Consider the following 21,737-nt stretch of genomic DNA (forward strand, 5'->3'; position numbering starts at 1 on the left):
CTTGCCGATACAGTCTTTCACCGGGCCGTCAATTTCAAGCATGTCCAGGCATTCCTGGTTGGTATGCGTTGCCTGCTCATTCACATCCACCAGCAGATAGGCCAACGGCATGCCGGAAAGTATGCCGTGCAGCACCCCGCTTGAATGGCAGGCCCGGGCCGAAATATCCGCAGCAGCAGCGTACAGGTCGCGCAAGTCAGCAGGGGCAGCCTGTGGCGAACAGCAAGAGGCCTGCCCGGCTGTTTTCGGCTCGCAGCCGCCGCGCAGGCAAAGAACAAGAGATTGAAGGGCCGCGCCATAAATCAGCCGTAAGCTCACGCCCATTACAAGCAATACTATAAAACCACCCACAGCAGCTCCCCAAAGGGCAGCCATCGACGCACCGCTCAAAAGGCCCACACACCAAACAATCCCCAAGGATGCAGCCAGGGCCAGCAAGCCCAGACCCCAGATTTTTTGTTGCAGCGACATGAGACCTCCTGAATAAAAAACGAAGGCACGATAGCCTTACTCTAAAAAAATAAATTCAAAAAAAAATAACTGGCCAATTCCGCCGATATAGAAATTTATGCCACTATTTATGGAAGGGAGTACGATTTTTTCTATCCTGTTACTGTATAAATCTGCACTCAAAAGAAGTATCCATTTCGCATAACGCGCTATAATGCCGCACAAATCAGCATTTGTGCGCATTTTACCTGCGAAAGCTCCCTACCTTTCTGTTGTTACGGCTATTTTTCAATTTTCTTTATTTTCAAACAAAAAACAAGTTTTTCTTTTTTTGACGAAAACCTTGACAAGGTCCATATGGTGGGCTAGTTGGATGCATTCAAAGTGGATGACAGCACCTGTCACCACTACATCCTGATGCGGAACACAGTTCCAGCGGGGTGGCCTGAATAGGCCCCCTTTTTTTTGTCCCTGCGACGGTTCATACCCCGCACAAAAGGAAAGAATGACTGATCAAGCCCTGAGAGAAACCGTCATACGCCTGGCTCAGCCCCTTATCCACTCCCTCGGCCTTGTTGTCTGGGGAGTTGAGATAGCCCGCGCCGGACGCACCCTTGTGCGGCTCTTTGTGGATGTGCCTACCGCGCCCCAGACCGAAGAATCCGGGGCCACCCCTGAAGGCGCAATTTTTTCGGCCATTGCTGAAACCGACAGCGGTTCCGCAGAATCTGATCACCCCCAGGGTGAACCTTCCGCCACTTCCACTCCCGTTGCCCCTACATCGGCCACCATCGAACAGTGCGAAGAAATTTCGCGCCATCTGGCGCTTGCACTGGAAGTGGAAGACAGCATTGCCGACGCCTATGTGCTGGAGGTTTCCACTCCGGGCCTGAGCCGTCTGTTCTTCAGCCTTGAGCAAATGGTTCCTTATGTGGGCGATGTGGTGGAAGCACGGCTGCTTACGCCTGTGGCATCCACTGACCCCGCCGCTCACGGCGGCCCGCGCCGCGTATGGCGGGGCACCCTCACTGCGGTGGAAGAAGAGGGTTTTGTGCTTGCGCCCGTAACCATCAGCCCCGAGGGCGAAGTTGAGGATGAAAACCATCCTTCCGTGCTTCTGCCCTGGAGTGCTGTGCGCCGGGCCACCCGCATGTATATTTTCAAGCAGCCGCAAAAGCCGGGCAAAAAGCCTGGCAACAAGGCCCGGGGGAAAGACGGCTCCAAGGGCGGCGGCGGGCAAAAGGCCCAAAAAAAGGCCAAGTCAGGTAAAAAAACAGGCAAAGCCATTGCCGATAACGACCATACGGCCAACTGAGGCAAGCCCGACACCCGCCTCGCGCGGGTAATGGCGGGCGGCCCGATGCGCCGCAGCCGGAACAAGCGATTTTACGCCGCCCTGGGCGGCAGCCGGAGGCACACATGAATCTTGAACTTAAAAAGGCCATTGATCAGATCAGTAAAGACAAGGGCCTTGACCGTAACATGCTCATTGACACGCTTGAAGACGCGGTGCGCACTTCTGTGCTGCGCCGTTTCAGTGAAGATATGGACGTGGAAGTGTCCTATAACGACGATACGGGCGACATTGAGGTCTACCAGTTCAAAATCGTGATGGCCGATGGCGACATGGCCAATCCCGACACGCAGATTGAACTTACCGAAGCCCTCGCTCACGACCCGTCTGTTCAGGTGGACGACGAAATGGGCTTCCGCGTGAAGGTGGAAGACCTGGGCCGCATTGCAGCCCAGTCTGCCAAGCAGGTCATTATCCAGCGCATGCGCGACGCTGAGCAGGAAATTATTTACAGCGAATACAAGGATCGCCTGGGCGAGATTGTTTCGGGCATTGTGCAACGCCGCGACAAGGGCGGATGGGTGGTCAACCTTGGCCGCACCGAAGCCATTCTGCCGCGCGAAGAGCAGATCCCCCGCGAACACTACAAGCGCGGCGACCGCGTGCAGGCTCTTATCATCGAGGTTCGTCAGGAAGGCCGCGGCCCACAGGTCGTCATTTCCCGGTCGCACCGCGACTACATGGCCGCCCTCTTCCGCCGCGAAGTGCCGGAAGTGGACGATGGCGTCGTGCAGATTATGGGCGTGGCCCGCGACCCCGGCTCACGAGCCAAGGTTGCTGTGCTTTCCCGTGAGCGTGACGTTGATCCCGTGGGCGCCTGCGTGGGCGTGCGCGGATCGCGCATCCAGAATATTGTGCAGGAACTGCACGGCGAACGCATTGATATCGTCGTCTGGAGCGCAGACATTGCCACCTACGCACGCAACGCCCTGGCCCCGGCTCTGGTGTCGCGCATTGTAGTGGATGAAGAAGAAAACCTGCTTGAAGTCATTGTGCCTGACGATCAGCTCACCAACGCCATCGGGCGCAAAGGGCAGAACGTTAAACTGGCAGCCAGACTTCTGGGCTGGAAAGTCGATATATTTACCGAGACCCGCTACAACGAGGCCAATGCAATTGGCCACGGTCTCGAACAGGTGGCCAGTGTGGCCGAAGTATCCATTGAGGCTCTGCTTGGCGCGGGATTCAGTTCCCTCGACAAGCTGCGCCAGGCCACGGACCAGGAGCTTTCCGACAAGCTGACCATCAGCGCGTCCCGCATCGCCGACCTGCGTTCAGCCATCAACTTCCTGGCTCCGGTTGTGGAAAGTACGCCCGAATCTTCTGCGGTTGAACTGGGCAAAGTACACGCTTCCGACGAAGATTCCAGCCAGAATGCTGAAGGTAGCGCCGACGAGGATGCGCAAGCTTAGGGGCGCTGTTATGGTGGAAGGGCAAAACACGGCAGAAACCGTGCAGGGGCCGGTACGCATGTGCATCATATGCCGCCGCCGCTTCGCTAAAGCCCAACTGACCCGCCATGTACTGACGGCCCAAGGAATTTTGACTATTGACGCTGCAAAGACCAGACCTGGCAGGGGCTGGTACCTATGTTCCGATGCCGTATGCGCGGCGAGGTTCGCCAAGTTCAGGCCCGGAACACGGCGCAAGGGGGGTAAACATGTCTGAAGAAAAAATTAAAGTATCGGAATTTGCCAAGGAATTCCCGGCAGTGCTCCAAAAGGACATGCTGCGCGTTATGCGTGTGCTGGGCACATCTGCCAAAAGCATGGCTGGTTCCCTGAGCACTGAGGAGGCGGCACGCGTGCGCGAACACTTTGCCGAACAAAAACAGGCGGATGCCGAGCGTTCCGGTTCCCACCCCAGCGTCATTGTACGTCGCCGCCGCAAGGATGCCGACAAGGCCGACGCTCCTGAAGCTATGGAAACAGCTTCCGTAGCCCAGGAAGAGGCCGCACCCGTGGCAGCGGAAAAGCCCGCCGAAGCCGCAAGCCCTGTGGTGGAAGCCGCCCCTGCGGCCGAGGTTGAAGCCCCCGCGCCCAGCCCCCGCAAAGCCGCAAAAATCATTGAGCCAGTGGCTGAAAAGGCCAAGGTTGAAGAAGCTCCCAAGGCCACCAAGGCCAAGGTTGTTTCTGCTGCCCGCGTTATCAGCCGCCCCGGCGAAGAAGAGAAAAAGCCCGAGCCTGTGGCGGTAGTGGAAAAGAAGCCCGAGGCTCCTGAAATTTCCCCTGTGGCCGCTGCGCTTGCCGCGCGTGAAGCGGGAGAAAAGCCTTCTGACAAGGCCCAGGAAAAGAGCGATGCCGAAAAGGCGGCCAAGGCTGCCCGTCTGGCCCGCCCTGACGCTTCCGCCATGCCCGAAGGTTCGTCCGCGCCCACCCTGCCCCAGCGTGCGCCCGAAGGCCGAGCCGAAGCCTGGAAAGACTCCGACAACGCTGACGACGCCGATGGCGCCTCTCGCCGTGCCCCCAGGGCCGAGGCTGGTCAGGCGCCCGCCGCGCCTCAGGTACGTATTATATCCAGGCCTGTTCCCGGCAGCCAGCAAGAACAGCGCCCTGCGCGTCCCGCTGGCGCTCGTCCCGGTTACGGCGGGCCCGGTGGTTCCGGTCCTGGTGCTCCCCGCGGAGACAACGCAGGCAGACCTCCCCGTCCCGGCGGCCCACGCCCGGCTGGCCCTGGCGGCCCCCGTCCTGCTGGTCCTGGCGGCCCTCGTCCTGCCGGTCCTGGCGGTCCCCGTCCTGGCGGCGGTGGTTTCGGTCAGCAGCCTGCACCCGCGTCCCCCACGGACAGCCGTGACGGCCAGAGCAAGAAAAAGCGCCTTAAGGGTCGCCGCACCGTTGATTTCCAGCAGGGCGATTCCGTCCGCAGGGATGATGACGATAGCGTGCGCCTGAGCCGCGGCAAGGGTCGGCGCAAGGGCGGCAAAGCCGCTCCCGCAGCGCAGACCACTCAGCCGCTCAAGGCTGCCAAGCGCAAAATCCGCGTCACTGAAGCCATTCGCGTAGCCGACATGGCCCACCAGATGGGTCTTAAGGCCAATGAAATCATCAAGATTCTCTTTGGCTTGGGCGTTATGGCCACCATCAACCAGGCTCTGGATTTTGAAACTGCCACCCTGGTAGCTTCCGAATTTGGTTATGAAGTGGAAAAGGCAGGCTTCTCTGAAGATGACTACCTGACCCCCAAAGAAGTGGACGCTCCCGAAACCCTCAAGCCGCGTCCTCCTGTGGTCACCATTATGGGCCACGTCGACCACGGCAAAACCTCGCTGCTTGACGCCATTCGCAAGACCAACGTCACCGGCGGCGAAGCCGGGGGCATCACGCAGCATATCGGCGCGTACCACGTCAAGACCAAGCGCGGCGAAATCGTCTTCCTTGACACGCCCGGCCATGAAGCCTTTACGGCCATGCGTGCCCGTGGCGCCCAGGTGACAGACCTTGTCATCCTGGTGGTGGCCGCTGACGACGGCGTGATGGAACAGACCCGCGAAGCAATCAACCATTCACGCGCCGCTGGCGTGCCCATCATGGTTGCCGTCAACAAGATGGACAAGCCCAGCGCCGACCCGGACCGCGTTTTGCGCGAACTGGCCGAGCTGGGCCTCCAGGCCGAAGAATGGGGCGGAGACACCATTGTTGCCAAGGTTGCCGCCAAGACCCGCATGGGTCTGGACGAACTGTTGGAAATGGTGGCCCTGCAGTCTGAAATTATGGAGCTTAAGGCCAACCCCGACAAGCTTGCCCGCGGCCACATTGTGGAAGCCAAGCTGGACAAGGGCCGCGGCCCCGTGGCTACCGTGCTCATTCAGGAAGGCACCCTGCGCCAGGGCGACAACTTCGTGTGCGGCCCCTTCTCTGGCCGTGTGCGCGCCCTCATGAGCGACCAGGGCAAAAAGGTCAAGGATGCTGGCCCCTCTCTGCCTGTTGAAGTACAGGGCTTCGAGGGTGTGCCGGAAGCCGGTGAAGAGTTCTTTGTGGTCAGCGACGAAAAGCTGGCCCGCCGTATCGCCGACTCCCGCGCCATCAAGCAGCGCGAACGCGACCTTGCTTCGGAATCTCGCGTGACTCTGGAAACCTTCCTGTCGCAGCGCAAGTCCGATCAGGAAACCCTGACCCTCAACCTCGTGCTCAAAGCCGACGTTCAGGGCAGTCTGGAAGCCATTACCGAGGCCCTGCTCAAGCAGAGCACCGAAAAGGTGCGCATCAACGTGGTGCACGGCGGCACTGGCGCCATCACGGAATCCGATATTCTGCTGGCTTCTGCCTCGCAGGCCATCATCATCGGCTTCAACGTGCGTCCCACAGCCAAGATCAAGGACGTGGCCGAACACGAAAATGTGGATGTCCGCTTCTACGAGATCATCTACAAGCTGGTGGACGACATCAAGAGCGCCATGACGGGCATGCTTGCCCCCGTGCAGCGCGAAGTGTACCTCGGCCAGGCCGAAGTGCGCGACACGTTCAGCGTGCCCAAGGTGGGCGTTATCGCCGGTTCCTATGTGGCCGACGGCAAAATTGCCCGCAACGCAGGCGTGCGCCTGCTGCGCGACGGTGTGGTTGTCTATACCGGCAAGATCTCTTCGCTCAAGCGCTTCAAGGACGATTCCAAGGAAGTGGTCAAGGGCAATGAGTGCGGCGTAGGCCTTGAAAACTTCAATGACGTCAAAATTGGCGACATCATCGAAGCTTTCGAAACTGTGGAAGAAGCAGCTACGCTGTAAAACATACAGGCACGCGGCAAGTGCAGCGCAGGCGCTGACAAGCCGTTGCCACAATTGAAGTTTGAACTCTTTCGGGGGAAAGAGCGCCAGTTAATCCGGTGCTCCTTCCCCCGGTTTTTGTGGTAGCTCTGTCAGCCTGTGCCATACCCCGGCCTGACCAGACAGACTCCTCAATAAAGTGCTGGTCTTGTAGCCCGTCACCGGATAAGATTCGAGCCAGAATCCATTCTTCTCCGTCACTGGAAAGCCTTCCCCCAAACAACGCGAGCAGAAGTATCACCGGAAGACGGGCCTTGCCCCTGTTTTCTGTTTTGTTCACAGAATCCAATATGGATTGGGCGGCAATGGCTCAGACCTTTCAAAACCAGCCGGTCAATGTAGACCGCAAATAAATGTATGACCATGTTTACGGCAGTGCTCACTGTGGAATTCAGCCTGCACGGCAATGACAATCTCAAGGCCAAGCGCCGTGTCGCCAACAGCCTGAAACAGAAGACACGCAACAAATTTAACGTGGCCATAGCGGAGGCAGGCACAGAAAACAGCCTGTGCAGCCTGCGTCTGGCCGTTGTCTCCATTTCCAACAGCGAGGGACATCTCCGCAGCCGCATGGACAAATGCGCGCTCATGATGGAAGCCGTCTGTCCTGAAGAAATGGTGGAAAGTCAGGTGGAAATATATGCAACAGACTGATTCAATACCCGCCCCCTTTGCTGCAAAGGCTCACCAGATAGTCGAGGCCCTGAAACAGATGGACCAGATTGTGGTGGCGGGGCATGTGCATCCCGATGGCGACGCCGCCGGGTCAGTGGCCGCAATCGGCCACATTTTGCGTGCGATGGGCAAAGAATTCATGCTTTACGCAGCTCCTGGCCTGCCTGGCTATCTGGATTTTTTCCCAATGCCTGCCATCGTGCATACCACCCTGGCTCATCCGCCCTTTACTCCCAAATGCGCGGTCCTGCTGGACTGCGGCGAGCCTGACCGCCTTGGCTCCGAACTGTCCGAACTGCTGCCATATCTTGATAGTGTGAACATTGACCATCACCTTGGCGGCAATGGTATGGGCAACAGAGCCAACTGGGTGGTTACAGAAGCAGCCGCTACGGCCCAGCTTGTCGCCTACCTGTCAATGGCGGCAGACCTGCCCCTCACCGGAGACCTTTCGCTGGCTGTGGCCCTGGGCCTGATAACAGACACAGGCGGTTTCTGCCACGGCAACACCAGCGCCGAAGTTTTGGCTTTGGCCTCACATCTTGTAGGAAATGGCTGCAATCTGCCCTGGCTGCGCGAGCAGCTGGACAATAACTGGAGTCTTGGCCGTTGGCGTCTGTGGGGCCTGCTTATGGAAAACTCCCGTGTTGAGCAGGACGGTCAGGTCGGCTTTTGCCAGGTACAACTGGAAGATATCCGCCGCTGTCAAGCCCTCAAGGAAGATCTGGAGGGCTTTGTGGAGCAGCTTCGCCGCCTGCGCAACGTCAAGGTTGCAGCGCTGTTGCGTGAAGACAGCCCCCAGCTGTGCAAGTTCAGCCTGCGCTCCTACGGTGACATAGACGTTCGCTCCATTGCCGCGAAAATGAATGGCGGTGGCCACTTTAACGCTGCCGGAGGCACCCTGCGCATGCCTCTTGAAGAAGCGGGCAAAGAGCTCCTGCGTCATATCGGCCTCTACCTGACCAGCCAGAAAGCAGATGCCGAAGAACAGGCGCAATGCCCCAAGCCTGCCCCGCAGGCAAAAAAACAGACAAAAAACCGCGCCAAACCAAAATAACCCGGCATTGAGAGCCATAACTTTTGACTTATAGCACAGCTGAGGATATGGTTCGCTCTTGCGTATGGTTAAAAAAGATACATTAGCACAACTTTGCCCCCCTCAGGATCTTCAGGATTCGCCTTCCGTCACACCGGAGAGCACCCAGGATTCAAGGCCCGGCAAAGCACAGCCGGAATCGAACGGCAAGGTATACGCCGCCCTGCCCCAGCAGCACGGCGTGCTTGTGCTTAACAAGCCTTCGGGGCCTACCTCGGCCCGCTGCCTCACTGCCATCAAACGGCTTGGGCAGAAAAAGATCGGCCATGCCGGCACGCTGGATCCATTGGCTTCCGGCGTGTTGTTGGTGTTGCTGGGTCAGGCTACCAAGCTTTCCGGGCATCTTCTGGCCGGAGGCGGCAAGGTTTACAGCGGTGAATTGCGCCTTGGACAGACCACCGACACCTGGGACATCGAAGGCCAGGTGATTGACGAGGCTCCCTGGCAGCATATCAGCGAAGAAGATGTCAGGCGTGAAGTGGCGGCATGGCTTGAGCTGACCGAGCAGGCAGTTCCGCCCTATTCCGCCGCAAAGCATGAGGGCCAGCCTTTGTACAAACTGGCCCGCAAGGGGCTTGATGCCCCACAAAAGATCAAACGCATGAAAATTTCACAGGCGGACGTGCTTGAAATAAGCTTGCCGCTTGTGCGCTTTCGGGTCGCATGCAGTTCCGGCACCTATATACGCTCCCTGGCCCACAGCTTGGGGAGTCGCCTTGGTTGCGGAGCCGTGCTCACGGAACTGACTCGAGAGTACAGTCACCCCTTCGGCCTTGATGTGGCCCGCGATCCAGCGGACTTCACGGCTGATCCCGCCCTGCTGTCAGGCTGCGTTATTCCGGTTGCGGATGCGCTGCCCCACTGGCCCAGGGTGGATCTGACGCCAGAAGAAGCTGCTCGCGTGCGTAATGGCATTGCTGTACCTTGCCGGACGCCACAGGCTGATACCGGCAACGGTGAGGACCTTGCGTTTTTGATGGAACAGGGCCATGCCCTGGCTCTTGCACAACGCGAAGCCACAGCTGCCGGGCCTTGCTGGGCCGTATTGCGGGGACTTTGGAACTAAGGGCGTTCGCGCCCGTAACAGCCTTACTCAAGGAGAACTGCTGTGGTAATGGATGTAAATCAGAAGAAAGCGGTTATTGACGCCCACGCCAAACACGAAGGCGACACCGGATCCCCCGAAGTGCAGGTGGCCCTGCTTACTGCCCGTATTGAAGACCTCACCGGTCACTTCAAAGAGCACAAGAAGGACTTTCACTCCCGCACGGGTCTGCTGAAGCTTGTTGGCCGTCGCCGCAACATTCTGAACTACCTGAAGAAGACTGATATTCAGCGCTATCGTGCACTGATCGAAAAGCTCGGCCTGCGCAAGTAAGGCTTTTGGCTGCAAGGGGGGAGCCTGAGGCTTCCCCCTTGCCACTTATGAACTCAAAGCCCCCGATGGGGCGCAACGCGAGAAGGGGGGTCCGGGAAAATCAGGCAGGGACACGCGGCTCTGCCCGCTTTTGCCGGAATCCCCTTCGCCTATGCAAAGGAAATCTGCATGTTACAAGATATTTTCAATCCCACCCGCGTCACCTGCCAGGTGGGCGGCAAGGAAGTTATTCTGGAAACTGGCCGCATGGCCAATCAGGCTCACGGCGAAGTCTGGATCCAGTGCGGCGGCACCGTGGTGCTCGTCACCGTCTGCTCCCAGCCCCTGGAATTCGACAAGGGCTTCTTTCCCCTCACCGTTGAATACTCCGAAAAAATGTACGCCGCAGGGCGCATTCCCGGCAGCTTTTTCCGCCGCGAAATTGGCCGTCCTTCCGAACGTGAAACCCTGGTTTCACGCCTGATCGACCGCCCCATCCGTCCGCTTTTCCCCAAGGGTCTGAACGAAGACGTTCAGGTGCTTGCCAGCGTTATTTCCGCTGATCAGGAAAACGAATCCGACGTGCTGGCCCTCACGGGCGCTTCGGCAGCCATCATGCTGTCGCCCCTGCCCTTTGAAGGCCCTGTGGCCGGTGGCCGCATTGGCCGCGTCAACGGCCAGTTCGTGCTCAACCCCACCTTCGAGCAGCAGGCGCTGAGCGATTTCAATATCGTTTTCGCCGCTTCCGGCGATGCCCTCACGATGGTGGAAGGCGAAGCCCTGTTCGTTCCCGAAGACGTTATCATTGAAGCCCTTGAATGGGGCCGTCAGCAGATTCTTCCGCTGGTGGAAGCCCAGCACAAGCTGCGCGAGCTTTGCGGCAAGGCCAAAATGGCCTTCACCCCGCACGAAGACGACGCGGCCCTTGTGGCCCGCGTGCATGAGCTGGCCCTTGCCAATGGCATCGAAGAAGCCCTGCGCGTGCCTGAAAAAATGGCCCGCAAAGACGCCCGCAAGGAAGTGAAAGTCAAGGTTATGGAAGCCCTCAAGGCCGACGCCGCCTGGGCTGAAAACGAAGCTGCCCTCAAGGCTGTGGGCGACATTTTGTCCGGCCTTGAAAAGAAGCTGGTGCGCGCCCGCATCCTTAACGAAGGCACGCGCATTGACGGACGCGACACCACCACGGTGCGTCCCATCCAGATCCAGACTGGCCTGCTGCCCCGCGCTCACGGTTCTGCCCTGTTCCGCCGTGGCGAAACCAAGTCGCTGGTTGTTGCCACCCTTGGTTCTTCCACTGACGAACAGCGCATGGATTCCCTCACGGGCGACGTGACCAAGCGCTTTATGCTGCACTACAACTTCCCCCCCTTCTCTGTGGGCGAAGTGAAGCCCGTGCGTGTATCCCGCCGCGAAATCGGCCACGGCGCGCTGGCTGAAAGATCCTTGCGCCCCGTGCTGCCCACCGGAGCGGAATTCCCCTTCACCCTGCGCGTGGTGTCCGAAACGATGGAATCCAACGGTTCCTCGTCGATGGCTGCCGTGTGCGGCGGCTCGCTCTCCCTTATGGACGCGGGCGTGCCTGTGAGCTCCCCTGTGGCCGGTGTGGCTATGGGCCTCATCAAGGAAGGCGAAAAGTTCATCGTGCTCACCGACATTCTTGGTGACGAAGACGCCCTGGGCGATATGGACTTCAAGATCGCCGGCACCGCTGAAGGCATCACCGGCGTGCAGATGGACATCAAGATTACAGGTCTTACCACGGAAGTCATGCGCACAGCCATGCAGCAGGCCCGTCAGGGCCGTATGCACATTCTGGAAGAAATGGCCAAAGCCATCGCTTCGCCGCGCAAGGAACTTTCGCGCTACGCCCCGCAGCATGCCGAAGTTTTTGTGAACCCCGACATCATCCGCCTCATCATCGGCCCCGGCGGCAAGAACATCAAAGCCATCACTGCAGCCACTGGCGCTTCTGTGGACATTGAAGATTCGGGCCGCGTGTCCATCTTCGCCCCCACGGCTGAAGCCCTTGAAAAAGCCCGTGAAATGGTTTCCTACTACGACCAGCGCCCCGACATTGGCAAGAACTACACTGCCAAGGTGCGTAAAATCATGGAAATTGGCGCCATTGTTGAAGTTCTGCCCAACGTGGAAGCCCTTGTGCATGTTTCTCAGCTTGACGTGAACCGCGTGGAACAGCCCGGCGACGTCGCTCGTCTTGGCGAAGATATGGTGGTCAAAGTCATTGAAATCAATGGCGACCGCATCCGCGCCAGCCGCAAGGCCGTGTTGCTGGAAGAACAGGGCCATCCCTGGAATCCCGAAGACACTGCCCGCCCCCCGCGCACTGACCGTGGTGACAGGGGCGACCGTGGCGACAGGGGACGTGGCGACCGCGACCGTGGTGGCCGTGACCGTCGCGACCGTGGCGACAGGCGCTAAACGCCTGACGGACGTCCTCAACGCGCAGCGTTGCTGAGGCCTGAGTTGAAGCATTCCCGGTCAGGCGCACTACACGCCTGACCGGGCCGCTGAAAGAGCAGTAAAGGAAGTTCCAATGTCCAAGAAAAGCAAAAATACCGAACCTGAAACCGCTGAAAATAACGATTCTGCCGAAGCCAGGGCGCATAAAGAAGCGCAAGCCGCTGCCGAAGGCAAGAACCGCATGCACTATGAAGGTCTTGGCGATGCCTGGGCCGTGCTGACGGGCCAGAACCCGGCGGCTATTATGGACCAGATTGTAAGCACGGTCCTGCACGAAGGCGGCACACGTCCTTCGTGGCAGTGGAAGCGCGGCAGCACGGACCACATCCTGATGGCATGGCCTCAGGATCAGCCCCTGCGCGCCTCAGTGCTGGTAACGGGTGAAGAAGGCGAAAAGCTGACGCCCATTTCCGCCGCTCCCCTGCTGGACGGTCTGCCCAACGACCTTATGGTCGACGGCGTACATCCCTGGGAAAATGGCATGGGCGCCAACGTGGCCGTCAGCATGATCGAGGGCAAGAACCCCATGTGGTTCTTTGACCCGCTTTATGGCCGCGACAGAACAGACCTTACCCCCGGCGTCACGCACACCTTTTTGGTTGCTGGTCTGGCCTTTGCCATCCGCAAGGCCCTGCTGGACCAGATGACCATCACGCAGGGACCGCAATACGAAGCCTATGCCGAGCAGTGGCTTGAAGCCAACCCCGGCAAGGGCCGTCTGGATGTGCCCCCCCTGCAGGTAGACGTGAGCGACCGCCACATGATCATGCCTGGACGCAATTTCTGTGAATATCAGATGCGTGCCGTCATTGAAGAGGTGCAGGACTGCCAGCTGGAAAAAATGCCCGTTAAGGCATTGTATCTCACTTTTCCGTTTGAAAACCGCCAGCCTATGCGTCTGGTCATCTATGCGTCAAAGATGGTCCTGGGCGATCTGGAACCAGAGGCGGGACAGGCCATTGATGCCTATATCTGGCTTCAAGGCCGCATTATCGATATTGATGAGGGCCCGCAACAATAACGGCCCTATGCTTTCACAGGGTGCGCGCGGGGGCAAAACCTCCGCGCCGCCCAAATAGCGGCAGCCCGGCCCGGCGCATACGGCAGACCGCACGGATGGAATCATGAACGCGCCTCTTCTCTGGTTTATTGTGGGTGTGGCCTTTTTTCTGGCCGAACTGATGACCCCGGCAATGGTGCTGCTCTTTTTCGGCGTGGGAGCCTGGGCTTCAGCTCTGGCCGCGCTGCTGGGCATGGACCTCGCATGGCAGATCATCACCTTCATCTGCATTTCCCTTCTCACACTGCTTTTTCTGCGCCGCCGCTTGCGGGCGGTTTTCGGTGGTCGCGCCCGTAGTGTGGCTTCTGAAAGCTGTAACGGGCATGACGAAGAGCATTGCGCTCCCCACCCGCTTACGGGCAGGCAGGGAATCCTCAGCAAACCCTTGCGCCCCGGCGAAGTGGGTGAAGTCAGCATAGACGGCAGCTTCTGGCGCGCCGTTGGCCGCGAAGAAATTGCAGAAGGCAGCCCGGTACGGATTCTGGGGGCCGAGCCTGACGACGCCCTTGTGTTGCGGGTGCAACCTGTGGTCAAATCCTGATATCTGCGTTATACGACAGATTACCTTTGAGAAAACGCGCCTGAGCAAGGATTTGTCTTCAAGTCCTTGCGGCAAAATCGCCACAGGGATCTGACCCGCCGTCAGACTCCAGTTTCAAAGACAGAATGCTCCAAGCAGCCCGGGTATAAAAGCACGGCAAACCGCTACAGGTGCTCCAGGCCCGGCTTGTTTCCGGTAAAAACCGGGGCCGTGCTTCAGCAGCAGCCCGCAAGGCAACGCTACGTAACAGCCGCGCTATACAGGGCTCGCAAAATCCTGCTGCCGGGCAAATGCCAGGCACAGCGGTTTTTCTTCAAGGTACGCGACATGCCGTGCCGCCACGCTTATAATCATCATGAGGTAGTTATGGCTTTTATGAATAGTTTCGGATGGCTTTTTCTGTTGGCCGTATTGGTTATCATCGTTCTTATCAAGACCGCTGTTGTTGTTCCCAACCAGTCTGCCTACGTGGTGGAAAGGCTCGGCAAATTCAGCAAGGTTCTGTACGCGGGCTTTCACATTCTTGTGCCCTTTGTGGACGTGATCGCCTACAAGCGCAGCCTCAAGGAACAAGTCCTGGATGTGCCCAAGCAGACCTGCATCACCCGCGATAACGTGAGTGTGGACATTGACGGCGTGCTTTACCTGCAGATCATCACTCCCGATAAATCCGCCTATGGCATTTCGGACTACGAATGGGGCGCTATTCAGCTTGCCCAGACTTCGCTGCGTTCCGTCATAGGCACACTTGAGCTTGACCGTACCTTCGAGGAGCGCACGCGCATCAACCAGGAAGTTGTAGAAGCTCTGGACGCCGCCACTTCCCCCTGGGGCGTCAAGGTGCTGCGCTATGAAATTCGCGACATCACGCCCCCCATCACGGTTATGGAAGCAATGGAAAAACAGATGCGCGCCGAACGCGAAAAACGCGCCGTCATTGCCCAGTCCGAAGGTGAAATGCAGTCACGCATCAACCTGGCCGAAGGCGCAAAGGCCGCTGCCATTGCTCAGTCTGAAGGCGACAAGCAGGCCGTGATCAACCAGGCCGACGGTGAAGCCGCCCAGATCCGCACTGTGGCAATGGCCACGGCTGAAGGATTGCGCATTGTTGGCGAACAGCTTGGCAACGACGCCGTGGCTGCTGCGCAACTGCGACTGGCCGAATCCTATATCAACCAGTTCGGGCACATCGCCAAGCAGGGCAACAGCCTTATTATTCCTGCGGATATCGCCGATGCTGCGGGCATGGTTGCTGCTGTGAGCAAAATCATCAAACCCGGCGAAGGCTTCGGGAAAAGCGGCAACCGCGCCTAGAGCATTTTGACTTTGAAAAAGTTTAAATGCTCTAACGCTGCACAAGAGTGCAGCGCGCCGCAACGCGGCGTGGGTTCTGCCGAAAATCGTATTTTTTGGCAGAACGACAACTTTGAAATGTACTGTATTTCAAAGTTAATCTGCTCTAGAAGCTTTTCCTAGCCACGCCTTTTTCCATTACTGCACAAAGCGGCCCTTTTCATGATGGGAGTAAGTACTCCACCAAATGAAAAGGGCCGCTTTCAATATCTTCGCCACAAACTTCAATAAACCCGGCCGCCCTGCATCTTTCGCAGAGCGGCCCGGTACCGTTGAATATCAGATCTGCCGGAGCTTATGCCTTATAGAGGTTGTACCCAAGCTCCTGAGCCACAAAGGCTGCCATTTTCTGACCGCGTACGCTGTTGCCCACCTTGTCCAGAGGCGGCGAAAAAGCCGCAATGGCCATTACGCCGGGAACAATGGTCAAAATGCCTCCGCCTACGCCGCTCTTGCCCGGCAGCCCCACGTTATAAGCCCAGTCGCCCGAACTGTCATACATGCCTTCCATCGTCATTTCAGCCATAATGCAAGGGCAGTTTTCAGGCTTGAGCACCTGCTCGCCAGTAATGGGATTGCGCCCGCGAGCTGCTATGGTTGCGCCAATGGTCGCCAGCTCCACGGTATTCAGTAACGTTGAGCATTGACGGGTGTATACGTCGCAGGCTTCCATCGGGTCGCAGTACATATACCCGGCAGAATACAGCAGCCACGCAATGCCCCTGTTATGGAAATTGGTAGTCTGTTCCGACTGGTTAAGCTCGTCGGACATAGCTATTTCCTTGGAGCCAAGCCTGCGCTGCATGCCCAAAATGCGCTGCCAGCGCTCTTCCACTGACCCTGCCTTCACAAAGCTGGCAGACGCCATAGCGCCCGCGTTGACCAGAGGCGACAGGGGCTTGTCGCCGTGCAGCTCAAGCGCCATTACCGAGTTGAAAGGCAGCCCCGTTGGGCTGGCCCCGATTTTCTCCTGCACGGCCTGCCGTCCCATATCTTCCAGCGCAAGCGCAAGCGTGCATACCTTGGAAATGGACTCAATGGCAAAACGGTACTGTGCGTCGCCCGCTGCTACAGACTGCCCCTGAGCAGTCACCACGGCCACGGCGGCGAGGTTGCTGGGAATATTGGCCAAAAACGGTATATAATCGGCATTGGCCCCGCCCGGGGTCTTGCTGAACTGCGCATAGGCGCTGTCCACCACCGACTGGATTTTATCAATATCAGGCATAGGCATTTCCTTTGCGCAAGGCCGGATTTTAGCTGCGGCCTTGCGCCCGGGTGTTCGCTGTATTCAGTATACCGCCAGGCAATCCCGTCACAAGATGAGTTCCTTTGTCATATCAAGAAGAACAAGCCTTTATGATGGAAGCGTGCTTTTATAGCGCGCAACCGGGTAAAAGACGGATCCAACCCGACAACAACCGGAAAGACGCTTGTGACGGCACTGTCTACGGCTGTGTGGGCGCAGAAGCGGAGCTCTGCACGCCAGCCTGATTTTGCGCCTGTTCCTTTTCCCAGGTGAAAGGCTCGAAATCCGAAGAAGGATCACGCCACTCAGGCTTGCGCAATGCAAATATGATCAGCGGAATGGCTATAAAAATAGCCACCAGCACCACAAGGTACATTACGTAGCTTTCCGGACTGCCCACAGATATCTGCCCCGGAGGCACAAAGCTGAGCGCAAAAGCCAGCAGGGAGCCAAGGAAACCCAACGTGGCCCAAAGATACATGGCTGGCACGCGATAGGGACGGGGCCGCGTCGGCTGTGTCTGCCGCAAACGTATGCCGCTGGCAAACATGAGCAGATACATGACCAGATAAAGAATGACGGTGAGCTGCGACAGAATCTGGAACGCCGCCTGCACCGAGGGCATGACCACGAAGGTGATGGACAGAATGGTTACAATGACGGCCTGTACGAGCATAAGGCGGCTGCCCATGCCAAATCTGTTTGTCTTCTGAAACCAGCGCGGCAGGTATCCTGCCTTGGCAACGGCCAGCATACCAGTGTTGGGACCGGCGATCCATGTAACAACGCCACCCAGCACACCGAAAGCCAGCATGACGGCCAGCACGGAACCCAGCCAGTCTGCATCAATCCACCGGAACAGCAGGTCATACGCCAGCAGCAAGCTCTGGGTAAGGTTGATGTCCTGCTTGGGTACGATAAAAGCGATGCCAAGCGTACTCAGCAGGAAGATGGCCACTGTGCCCAGAGACGCGATACTGATGGCAATGGGGTATTTTTTGGTGGGATTGTCCATATCCTTGACGTGCACGGCGTTCATTTCCATGCCCGCGTAAGCCAGGAAGATACTGGCGGCCAACACCACGTTGCTGAAGTTGGTAAAGTCGGGCATCAGCGCGCTCCAGCTCAGCTCGATCAACGGCGGCTTGCCGCTGAAGAACAGATAGGCAAAGCCCAGAATGACCACCACTGCTGCAGGTATGATTGTGCCGACAATACCGCACCATTTCGAAACCCGGGCAAAGATGCCCACACCGCGCAAGGCGATAAACACCGACAGCCAGTACACTATGAGCACAAAACCCGTAATGTACCATTTATTAGCTGCCATTGTTTCAGCCATGCTGATATGCGGATCCACAAAAGCGATGGAAACGGCGCCAAAGGTCAACACCGTGGGAAAGTAAGGTATGACCTCAATCCACAGCATAGCCATTGCCAAAAAACCCCAGCGCGGGCCAAAGGCTTCACTCACCCACCGGAAAACTCCACCCTTTTCAGGATAGGTTGTGGCAAGCTCCGCGGCCACCAGGGCCATAGGAATAAGAAATACAACGGCAGCAAAGGCGTAATAAAAAATTGCCCCAAGACCGTATTCCGCTTCGGAAGGAAGAAACCGCAAGCTCACGACTGCAGTGATATTCATTACCACTATTGTCGCGATAGACATTTTAGAGCCGGACGTCTGCTCTTTTACTTCTCCCATAGTGGCGCTCCTCGTGTATTATTGTGTGAGATTTCCACTCAAAAGAAAGAAAGCTGGCTGGATTTAGAGGCTGGAAACTGCGGATTATCTGGCTAGCAATCAATAATAACTCCCAGTTAAGGCAACGGTAGGTAAAAACACTTAAGGCGTCAATAGATTTTGATATTTTAATTGTTTCATTATCTATAGTATTGATCGAACCTAAGATTAACCGTTTAAAAAATCTAATACCGCCACAAAATATCCAGTCATAGAGCCAAAAAATCAGAAATAGTCTGTAAGAAAATTATTACAAAATACTCCTGTTTCCTGTTACAAACAATAGACAGACAAATATATTGTCAAAGACACAGGAATATGTTTAGCTTTAGCTAATTGGAACAATTCCTTTTAACAAACGTCACACCCATCCAGATCAAACTCCCAGCCTGCCTAGACCGAACCTCTTTCCGGGAGCACGGCATGCCTGCACAGCGAAAAAACGTAGCCATTTCGACCATGGCCCTCATGACAGTGGGCACGGTGGTCAGTCTCAATGCGCTGCCAATGATGGCAGCCGAAGGGCTATCGCTGATCTTCTACATACTTTTCGCCACATTTATCTTTCTTTTGCCCGCAGCTATGGTGTCGGCAGAACTTGGCAGCGCATTCGCCTCTCACAAGGGCGGGGTGTATACGTGGGTCAAGGCGGCCTTTGGGCCCCGCTGGGGCTTTGTGGCCATCTGGATGCAGTGGGTGCAGACCCTGGCATGGTATCCGACCATTCTTGGATTTTCGGCAGCTTCGCTGGCCTATTGCCTGGGTGATCCACATTTGGCTCAAAGCGGTCTGTATACAGGCATGGTCAGCATAGGAATATATGCCTGCGCCACCGCAGTGGCCCTCAGCGGTACGGAGGCTGTAAACACGCTGACGAAATACAGCGTATTCGTCGGCACACTTGTTCCCAGCCTTTTCATCATAATTCTTGGCCTGCTTTGGGTTGACCTTGGCAATCCCGTGGCCTTTCTGGAACAAAGCGTCCAGGTGGGCGGGCATACCGTACATGAACATGTACATCCGCGCTTTTTTCCCCATTTCACAGGGCTTGGCAGCGTAACCTTTCTTGCCGGGATAGTGCTGATGTTCGCTGGCGTTGAAGTGCAAAGCGTTCAGGCCACGGCCATGAAAAAGCCAGAGCGGGATTTTCCCATTGCCATGCTGCTGGCAGCAGGCATTGCCTTCATTATCTACATGCTGGGTTCACTGGCGGTTGCAGCCGTGCTGTCACCTCAGGAAATGAGCCTCACCGCGGGCCTCATGCAGGCTTTTTCTCTTATTCTGCACAAATTTGACCTGGATTTTATGGTGCCCGTGGTGGCGCTGCTCATAACCTTTGGCGGTGTGGGCAACGTTATGGCCTGGGTATCCGGCCCGAGCAAAGGCATGTTGCAAACGGCACGCGAGGGCGAGGCCCCTCCCCTGCTGGGCAGAGAGAACAAGGCCGGGGCTCCGGTAGTCTTGCTGGCCATACAGGCCGTCATTGTTCTGATCCTGAGCTCCATATACTTTCTGGTTGAAAACGTCAGCGTGGCTTTTTTTATTCTTACAACGCTCACGGCCAGCATTTACCTGGCTATGTACCTGCTTATGTTCAGTGCAGCCATATGGCTGCGCATCACCATGCCAGACCTGCCGCGGCCTTATCGCGTTCCGGGCGGGCTCACAGGCATGTTCTTTATTGGCGGCGTGGGCTTACTGGGAGTGGCCTTCGCCTTTATTGTGGGATTTTTCCCTCCGCACAACCTGCCCATAGGTAATCCAGCCCTTTATGTGGGGCTGGTGGCAGGCGGATTATGCACTTTTCTGGCTATCCCGCTGCTTATTCAAGCATTCAAAAAGCCTCAATGGAGGCTGGCCGTGGAAGCAGAAAACAGTGATTCAATCAACGGCAACAATGGAGAGTAGAGCATGACTGCAAAGAATACCCTGCGTAATACCGTGCTTGACGACACCTACGCCGCGTCAGATATGGCCAATGCCATGCCGCGCTACGAGATGCCCGAAAATGAAAGTCGCCCCCGCGATGTTTATCAGGCCATTCATGACGAACTGATGCTGGACGGTAATTCGCGCCAGAATCTGGCCACGTTCTGCCAGACCTGGGTAGATCCTGAAATCAACCAGATCATGGCCGAATGCGTTGATAAAAACATGATCGACAAGGACGAGTATCCGCAAACAGCCGAAACAGAAACACGCTGCGTGCACATGCTGGCCGATTTGTGGAACTCGCCCGATCCCAAGGGAACCCTTGGCTGCTCCACCACGGGTTCCAGCGAAGCCGCCATGCTTGGCGGGCTTGGCATGAAGCGCCGCTGGGTCAACATGCGCAAGGCCGCAGGCAAGCCTTACGACAAACCCAATATGGTTTGCGGCCCCGTACAGGTTTGCTGGGAAAAGTTCGCCCGCTACTGGGACGTGGAATTGCGTGAAATTCCGATGGAAAAAGACCGCCTGATCATGACCGCAGATGAAGTGATCAAGCGCTGCGACGAAAATACCATCGGCGTTGTGCCCACCCTGGGCGTGACCTTTACAGGCCAGTATGAGCCTGTGGAAGAAGTCAGCAAGGCCTTGGACAAATTGCAGAAAAGCAAAGGCTGGGACATTCCCATCCACGTGGACGGAGCCAGCGGCGGCTTTTTGGCGCCTTTTATTGAACCCGACCTGCGCTGGGACTTCCGCCTGCCCCGTGTCAAATCCATCAACTCTTCCGGCCACAAGTTCGGCCTTGCGCCTCTGGGCGTTGGCTGGGTTGTATGGCGTGAAAAAGCCGACCTTCCCGAAGACCTCATTTTCAATGTGAACTACCTCGGTGGCAACATGCCCACCTTTGCCCTCAACTTCTCACGCCCCGGCGGGCAGATTATCGCTCAGTATTACAACTTCCTGCGCCTCGGCAAGGAAGGTTACCGCCGCATTCACCAGAACTGCTATGACACGGCCCGCTACCTCGGCGAAGCCATTGGCAAGCTCGGCCCATTTGAAGTGCTGTACAACGGGCGCGGCGGCATCCCTGCCCTGTGCTGGGCCTTCAAGCCCAAAGCCAAGGTCAATTACACCCTGTACGACCTCTCTGACCGCCTGCGTTCACGCGGCTGGCAGGTTCCCGCCTATTCCATGCCCGCACACCGCGAAGACCTCGTCGTCATGCGCGTGCTGGTACGCCACGGCTTCAGCCGCGACCTGGGCAGCCTGCTTATTGAAGACATCAAGCGGGCGATGGATCACTTTGATGCCCACCCGGTTAGCAAGCCCCTCACAGAAACTGAAGCCGGCAGCAACAGCCACGCTGGCCGTCACGCCAAAAAATAAACTCTAAACTGCTCCTGCCAGCGGGGGAGATTCTTTTTAAATTTTAAAAGGAGTCTCCCCCGCAATTTGCGTCTTGTGCCTATCAAGCTTGAGTGCGGGGTGTGTAGATTTTCCCATACCCATCTGCGCCTGTCTGTACCTACCAGCAAAATACTCTGCCTAAAAAGCTTCCCAAGCGACGAACCATCTTTGCTGGCCGCTGTCAGTTTACCGCCAATGAAGACGAACGCTGTAACGGCGAGGGCAAGAAAGCAATATCGTTGCATTTATGTGAATAATTTGGCCCTGCGGGCACGAAGG

16 protein-coding genes and 1 pseudogene are annotated in these 21,737 nt (G+C 57.1%); 14 read left to right on the plus strand and 3 right to left on the minus strand.

Translation table 11 applies throughout. The annotated features are described in order from the left end of the window. A pseudogene (locus tag QM579_RS13955) lies at positions 1-471 on the minus strand (chemotaxis protein); the annotation flags it as partial. A 484-nt stretch (positions 472-955) separates the two neighbouring features. Between QM579_RS13955 and rimP the strand changes: the two are divergent. From rimP to QM579_RS14015, 12 genes are all read left to right on the plus strand, one after another. Next, positions 956-1,765, plus strand: a complete 810-nt coding sequence (gene rimP / locus QM579_RS13960; RefSeq protein ID WP_414999733.1) for a ribosome maturation factor RimP — start codon at positions 956-958, stop codon at positions 1,763-1,765. Between the two features lie 104 nt (positions 1,766-1,869). Beyond that, complete coding sequence (gene nusA, locus QM579_RS13965) at positions 1,870-3,216, plus strand: transcription termination factor NusA (RefSeq protein WP_414999734.1); 1,347 nt, start codon at positions 1,870-1,872, stop codon at positions 3,214-3,216. Further along, entirely contained in the window at positions 3,203-3,472 is a 270-nt protein-coding gene (locus QM579_RS13970; protein ID WP_414999735.1) for a YlxR family protein, read from the plus strand. The genes nusA and QM579_RS13970 overlap by 14 nt, the downstream gene beginning before the upstream one ends. After that, the gene (gene infB / locus QM579_RS13975) at positions 3,465-6,524 is read left to right on the plus strand and encodes a translation initiation factor IF-2 (protein WP_414999736.1); all 3,060 of its coding nucleotides are present in this window, start codon (positions 3,465-3,467) and stop codon (positions 6,522-6,524) included. Before QM579_RS13970 ends, infB begins: the two co-directional genes overlap by 8 nt. Before the next feature lie 402 nt (positions 6,525-6,926). Further along, positions 6,927-7,217, plus strand: coding sequence for a DUF503 domain-containing protein (locus QM579_RS13980; protein ID WP_414999762.1), 291 nt, complete (start codon positions 6,927-6,929; stop codon positions 7,215-7,217). Continuing rightward, positions 7,204-8,295, plus strand: a complete 1,092-nt coding sequence (locus QM579_RS13985; RefSeq protein WP_414999737.1) for a DHH family phosphoesterase — start codon at positions 7,204-7,206, stop codon at positions 8,293-8,295. Before QM579_RS13980 ends, QM579_RS13985 begins: the two co-directional genes overlap by 14 nt. A gap of 202 nt (positions 8,296-8,497) precedes the next feature. Further along, positions 8,498-9,400: a tRNA pseudouridine(55) synthase TruB gene (gene truB / locus QM579_RS13990; RefSeq protein WP_414999763.1), complete on the plus strand. Its 903-nt coding sequence runs from the start codon at positions 8,498-8,500 to the stop codon at positions 9,398-9,400. 48 nt (positions 9,401-9,448) lie between these two features. After that, the gene (gene rpsO, locus QM579_RS13995) at positions 9,449-9,712 is read left to right on the plus strand and encodes a 30S ribosomal protein S15 (protein WP_414999764.1); all 264 of its coding nucleotides are present in this window, start codon (positions 9,449-9,451) and stop codon (positions 9,710-9,712) included. Between the two features lie 168 nt (positions 9,713-9,880). Beyond that, entirely contained in the window at positions 9,881-12,130 is a 2,250-nt protein-coding gene (gene pnp / locus QM579_RS14000) for a polyribonucleotide nucleotidyltransferase (RefSeq protein WP_414999738.1), read from the plus strand. 115 nt (positions 12,131-12,245) lie between these two features. Then, positions 12,246-13,193 carry a hypothetical protein gene (locus QM579_RS14005; RefSeq protein ID WP_414999739.1) on the plus strand — a complete coding sequence of 316 codons (948 nt, stop codon included), beginning with the start codon at positions 12,246-12,248 and terminating at the stop codon, positions 13,191-13,193. A gap of 103 nt (positions 13,194-13,296) precedes the next feature. Continuing rightward, positions 13,297-13,773: an NfeD family protein gene (locus QM579_RS14010; RefSeq protein WP_414999740.1), complete on the plus strand. Its 477-nt coding sequence runs from the start codon at positions 13,297-13,299 to the stop codon at positions 13,771-13,773. A gap of 366 nt (positions 13,774-14,139) precedes the next feature. Beyond that, positions 14,140-15,087, plus strand: coding sequence for an SPFH domain-containing protein (locus tag QM579_RS14015; RefSeq protein WP_414999741.1), 948 nt, complete (start codon positions 14,140-14,142; stop codon positions 15,085-15,087). A 334-nt stretch (positions 15,088-15,421) separates the two neighbouring features. Here the strand turns inward: QM579_RS14015 and glsA are convergent, their stop codons facing one another. Together glsA and gadC are read right to left on the minus strand one after the other, a co-directional pair. Then, entirely contained in the window at positions 15,422-16,354 is a 933-nt protein-coding gene (gene glsA / locus QM579_RS14020) for a glutaminase A (RefSeq protein WP_414999742.1), read from the minus strand. A gap of 220 nt (positions 16,355-16,574) precedes the next feature. Beyond that, a complete protein-coding gene (gene gadC, locus QM579_RS14025; RefSeq protein ID WP_414999743.1) occupies positions 16,575-18,080 on the minus strand; it encodes a putative glutamine/gamma-aminobutyrate antiporter GadC in 1,506 nt (501 codons plus the stop codon). 462 nt (positions 18,081-18,542) lie between these two features. Here gadC and QM579_RS14030 point away from each other — a divergent pair, with 462 nt between their 5' ends. Together QM579_RS14030 and QM579_RS14035 are read left to right on the plus strand one after the other, a co-directional pair. Next, positions 18,543-20,027: an amino acid permease gene (locus QM579_RS14030; RefSeq protein WP_414999744.1), complete on the plus strand. Its 1,485-nt coding sequence runs from the start codon at positions 18,543-18,545 to the stop codon at positions 20,025-20,027. Between the two features lie 3 nt (positions 20,028-20,030). Continuing rightward, positions 20,031-21,437, plus strand: a complete 1,407-nt coding sequence (locus QM579_RS14035; protein WP_414999745.1) for a glutamate decarboxylase — start codon at positions 20,031-20,033, stop codon at positions 21,435-21,437. The last annotated feature ends 300 nt before the right edge of the window (positions 21,438-21,737 follow it).

Source organism: Desulfovibrio sp. (assembly GCF_047607245.1).
GTDB lineage: Bacteria > Desulfobacterota > Desulfovibrionia > Desulfovibrionales > Desulfovibrionaceae > Desulfovibrio.

Excerpts from the sequence above, each read along its gene's own strand:
- QM579_RS14030 (WP_414999744.1), top strand. The coding sequence starts at position 18,543 with ATGCCTGCACAGCGAAAAAACGTAGCCATTTCGACCATGGCCCTCATG.
- QM579_RS14010 (WP_414999740.1), top strand. The coding sequence starts at position 13,297 with ATGAACGCGCCTCTTCTCTGGTTTATTGTGGGTGTGGCCTTTTTTCTG.
- gadC (WP_414999743.1), bottom strand. The coding sequence starts at position 18,080 with ATGGGAGAAGTAAAAGAGCAGACGTCCGGCTCTAAAATGTCTATCGCG.
- QM579_RS13980 (WP_414999762.1), top strand. The coding sequence starts at position 6,927 with ATGTTTACGGCAGTGCTCACTGTGGAATTCAGCCTGCACGGCAATGAC.
- QM579_RS13970 (WP_414999735.1), top strand. The coding sequence starts at position 3,203 with ATGCGCAAGCTTAGGGGCGCTGTTATGGTGGAAGGGCAAAACACGGCA.
- nusA (WP_414999734.1), top strand. The coding sequence starts at position 1,870 with ATGAATCTTGAACTTAAAAAGGCCATTGATCAGATCAGTAAAGACAAG.
- infB (WP_414999736.1), top strand. The coding sequence starts at position 3,465 with ATGTCTGAAGAAAAAATTAAAGTATCGGAATTTGCCAAGGAATTCCCG.
- pnp (WP_414999738.1), top strand. The coding sequence starts at position 9,881 with ATGTTACAAGATATTTTCAATCCCACCCGCGTCACCTGCCAGGTGGGC.
- glsA (WP_414999742.1), bottom strand. The coding sequence starts at position 16,354 with ATGCCTGATATTGATAAAATCCAGTCGGTGGTGGACAGCGCCTATGCG.
- QM579_RS14005 (WP_414999739.1), top strand. The coding sequence starts at position 12,246 with ATGTCCAAGAAAAGCAAAAATACCGAACCTGAAACCGCTGAAAATAAC.
- rimP (WP_414999733.1), top strand. The coding sequence starts at position 956 with ATGACTGATCAAGCCCTGAGAGAAACCGTCATACGCCTGGCTCAGCCC.
- QM579_RS14035 (WP_414999745.1), top strand. The coding sequence starts at position 20,031 with ATGACTGCAAAGAATACCCTGCGTAATACCGTGCTTGACGACACCTAC.
- rpsO (WP_414999764.1), top strand. The coding sequence starts at position 9,449 with ATGGATGTAAATCAGAAGAAAGCGGTTATTGACGCCCACGCCAAACAC.
- QM579_RS13985 (WP_414999737.1), top strand. The coding sequence starts at position 7,204 with ATGCAACAGACTGATTCAATACCCGCCCCCTTTGCTGCAAAGGCTCAC.
- QM579_RS14015 (WP_414999741.1), top strand. The coding sequence starts at position 14,140 with ATGGCTTTTATGAATAGTTTCGGATGGCTTTTTCTGTTGGCCGTATTG.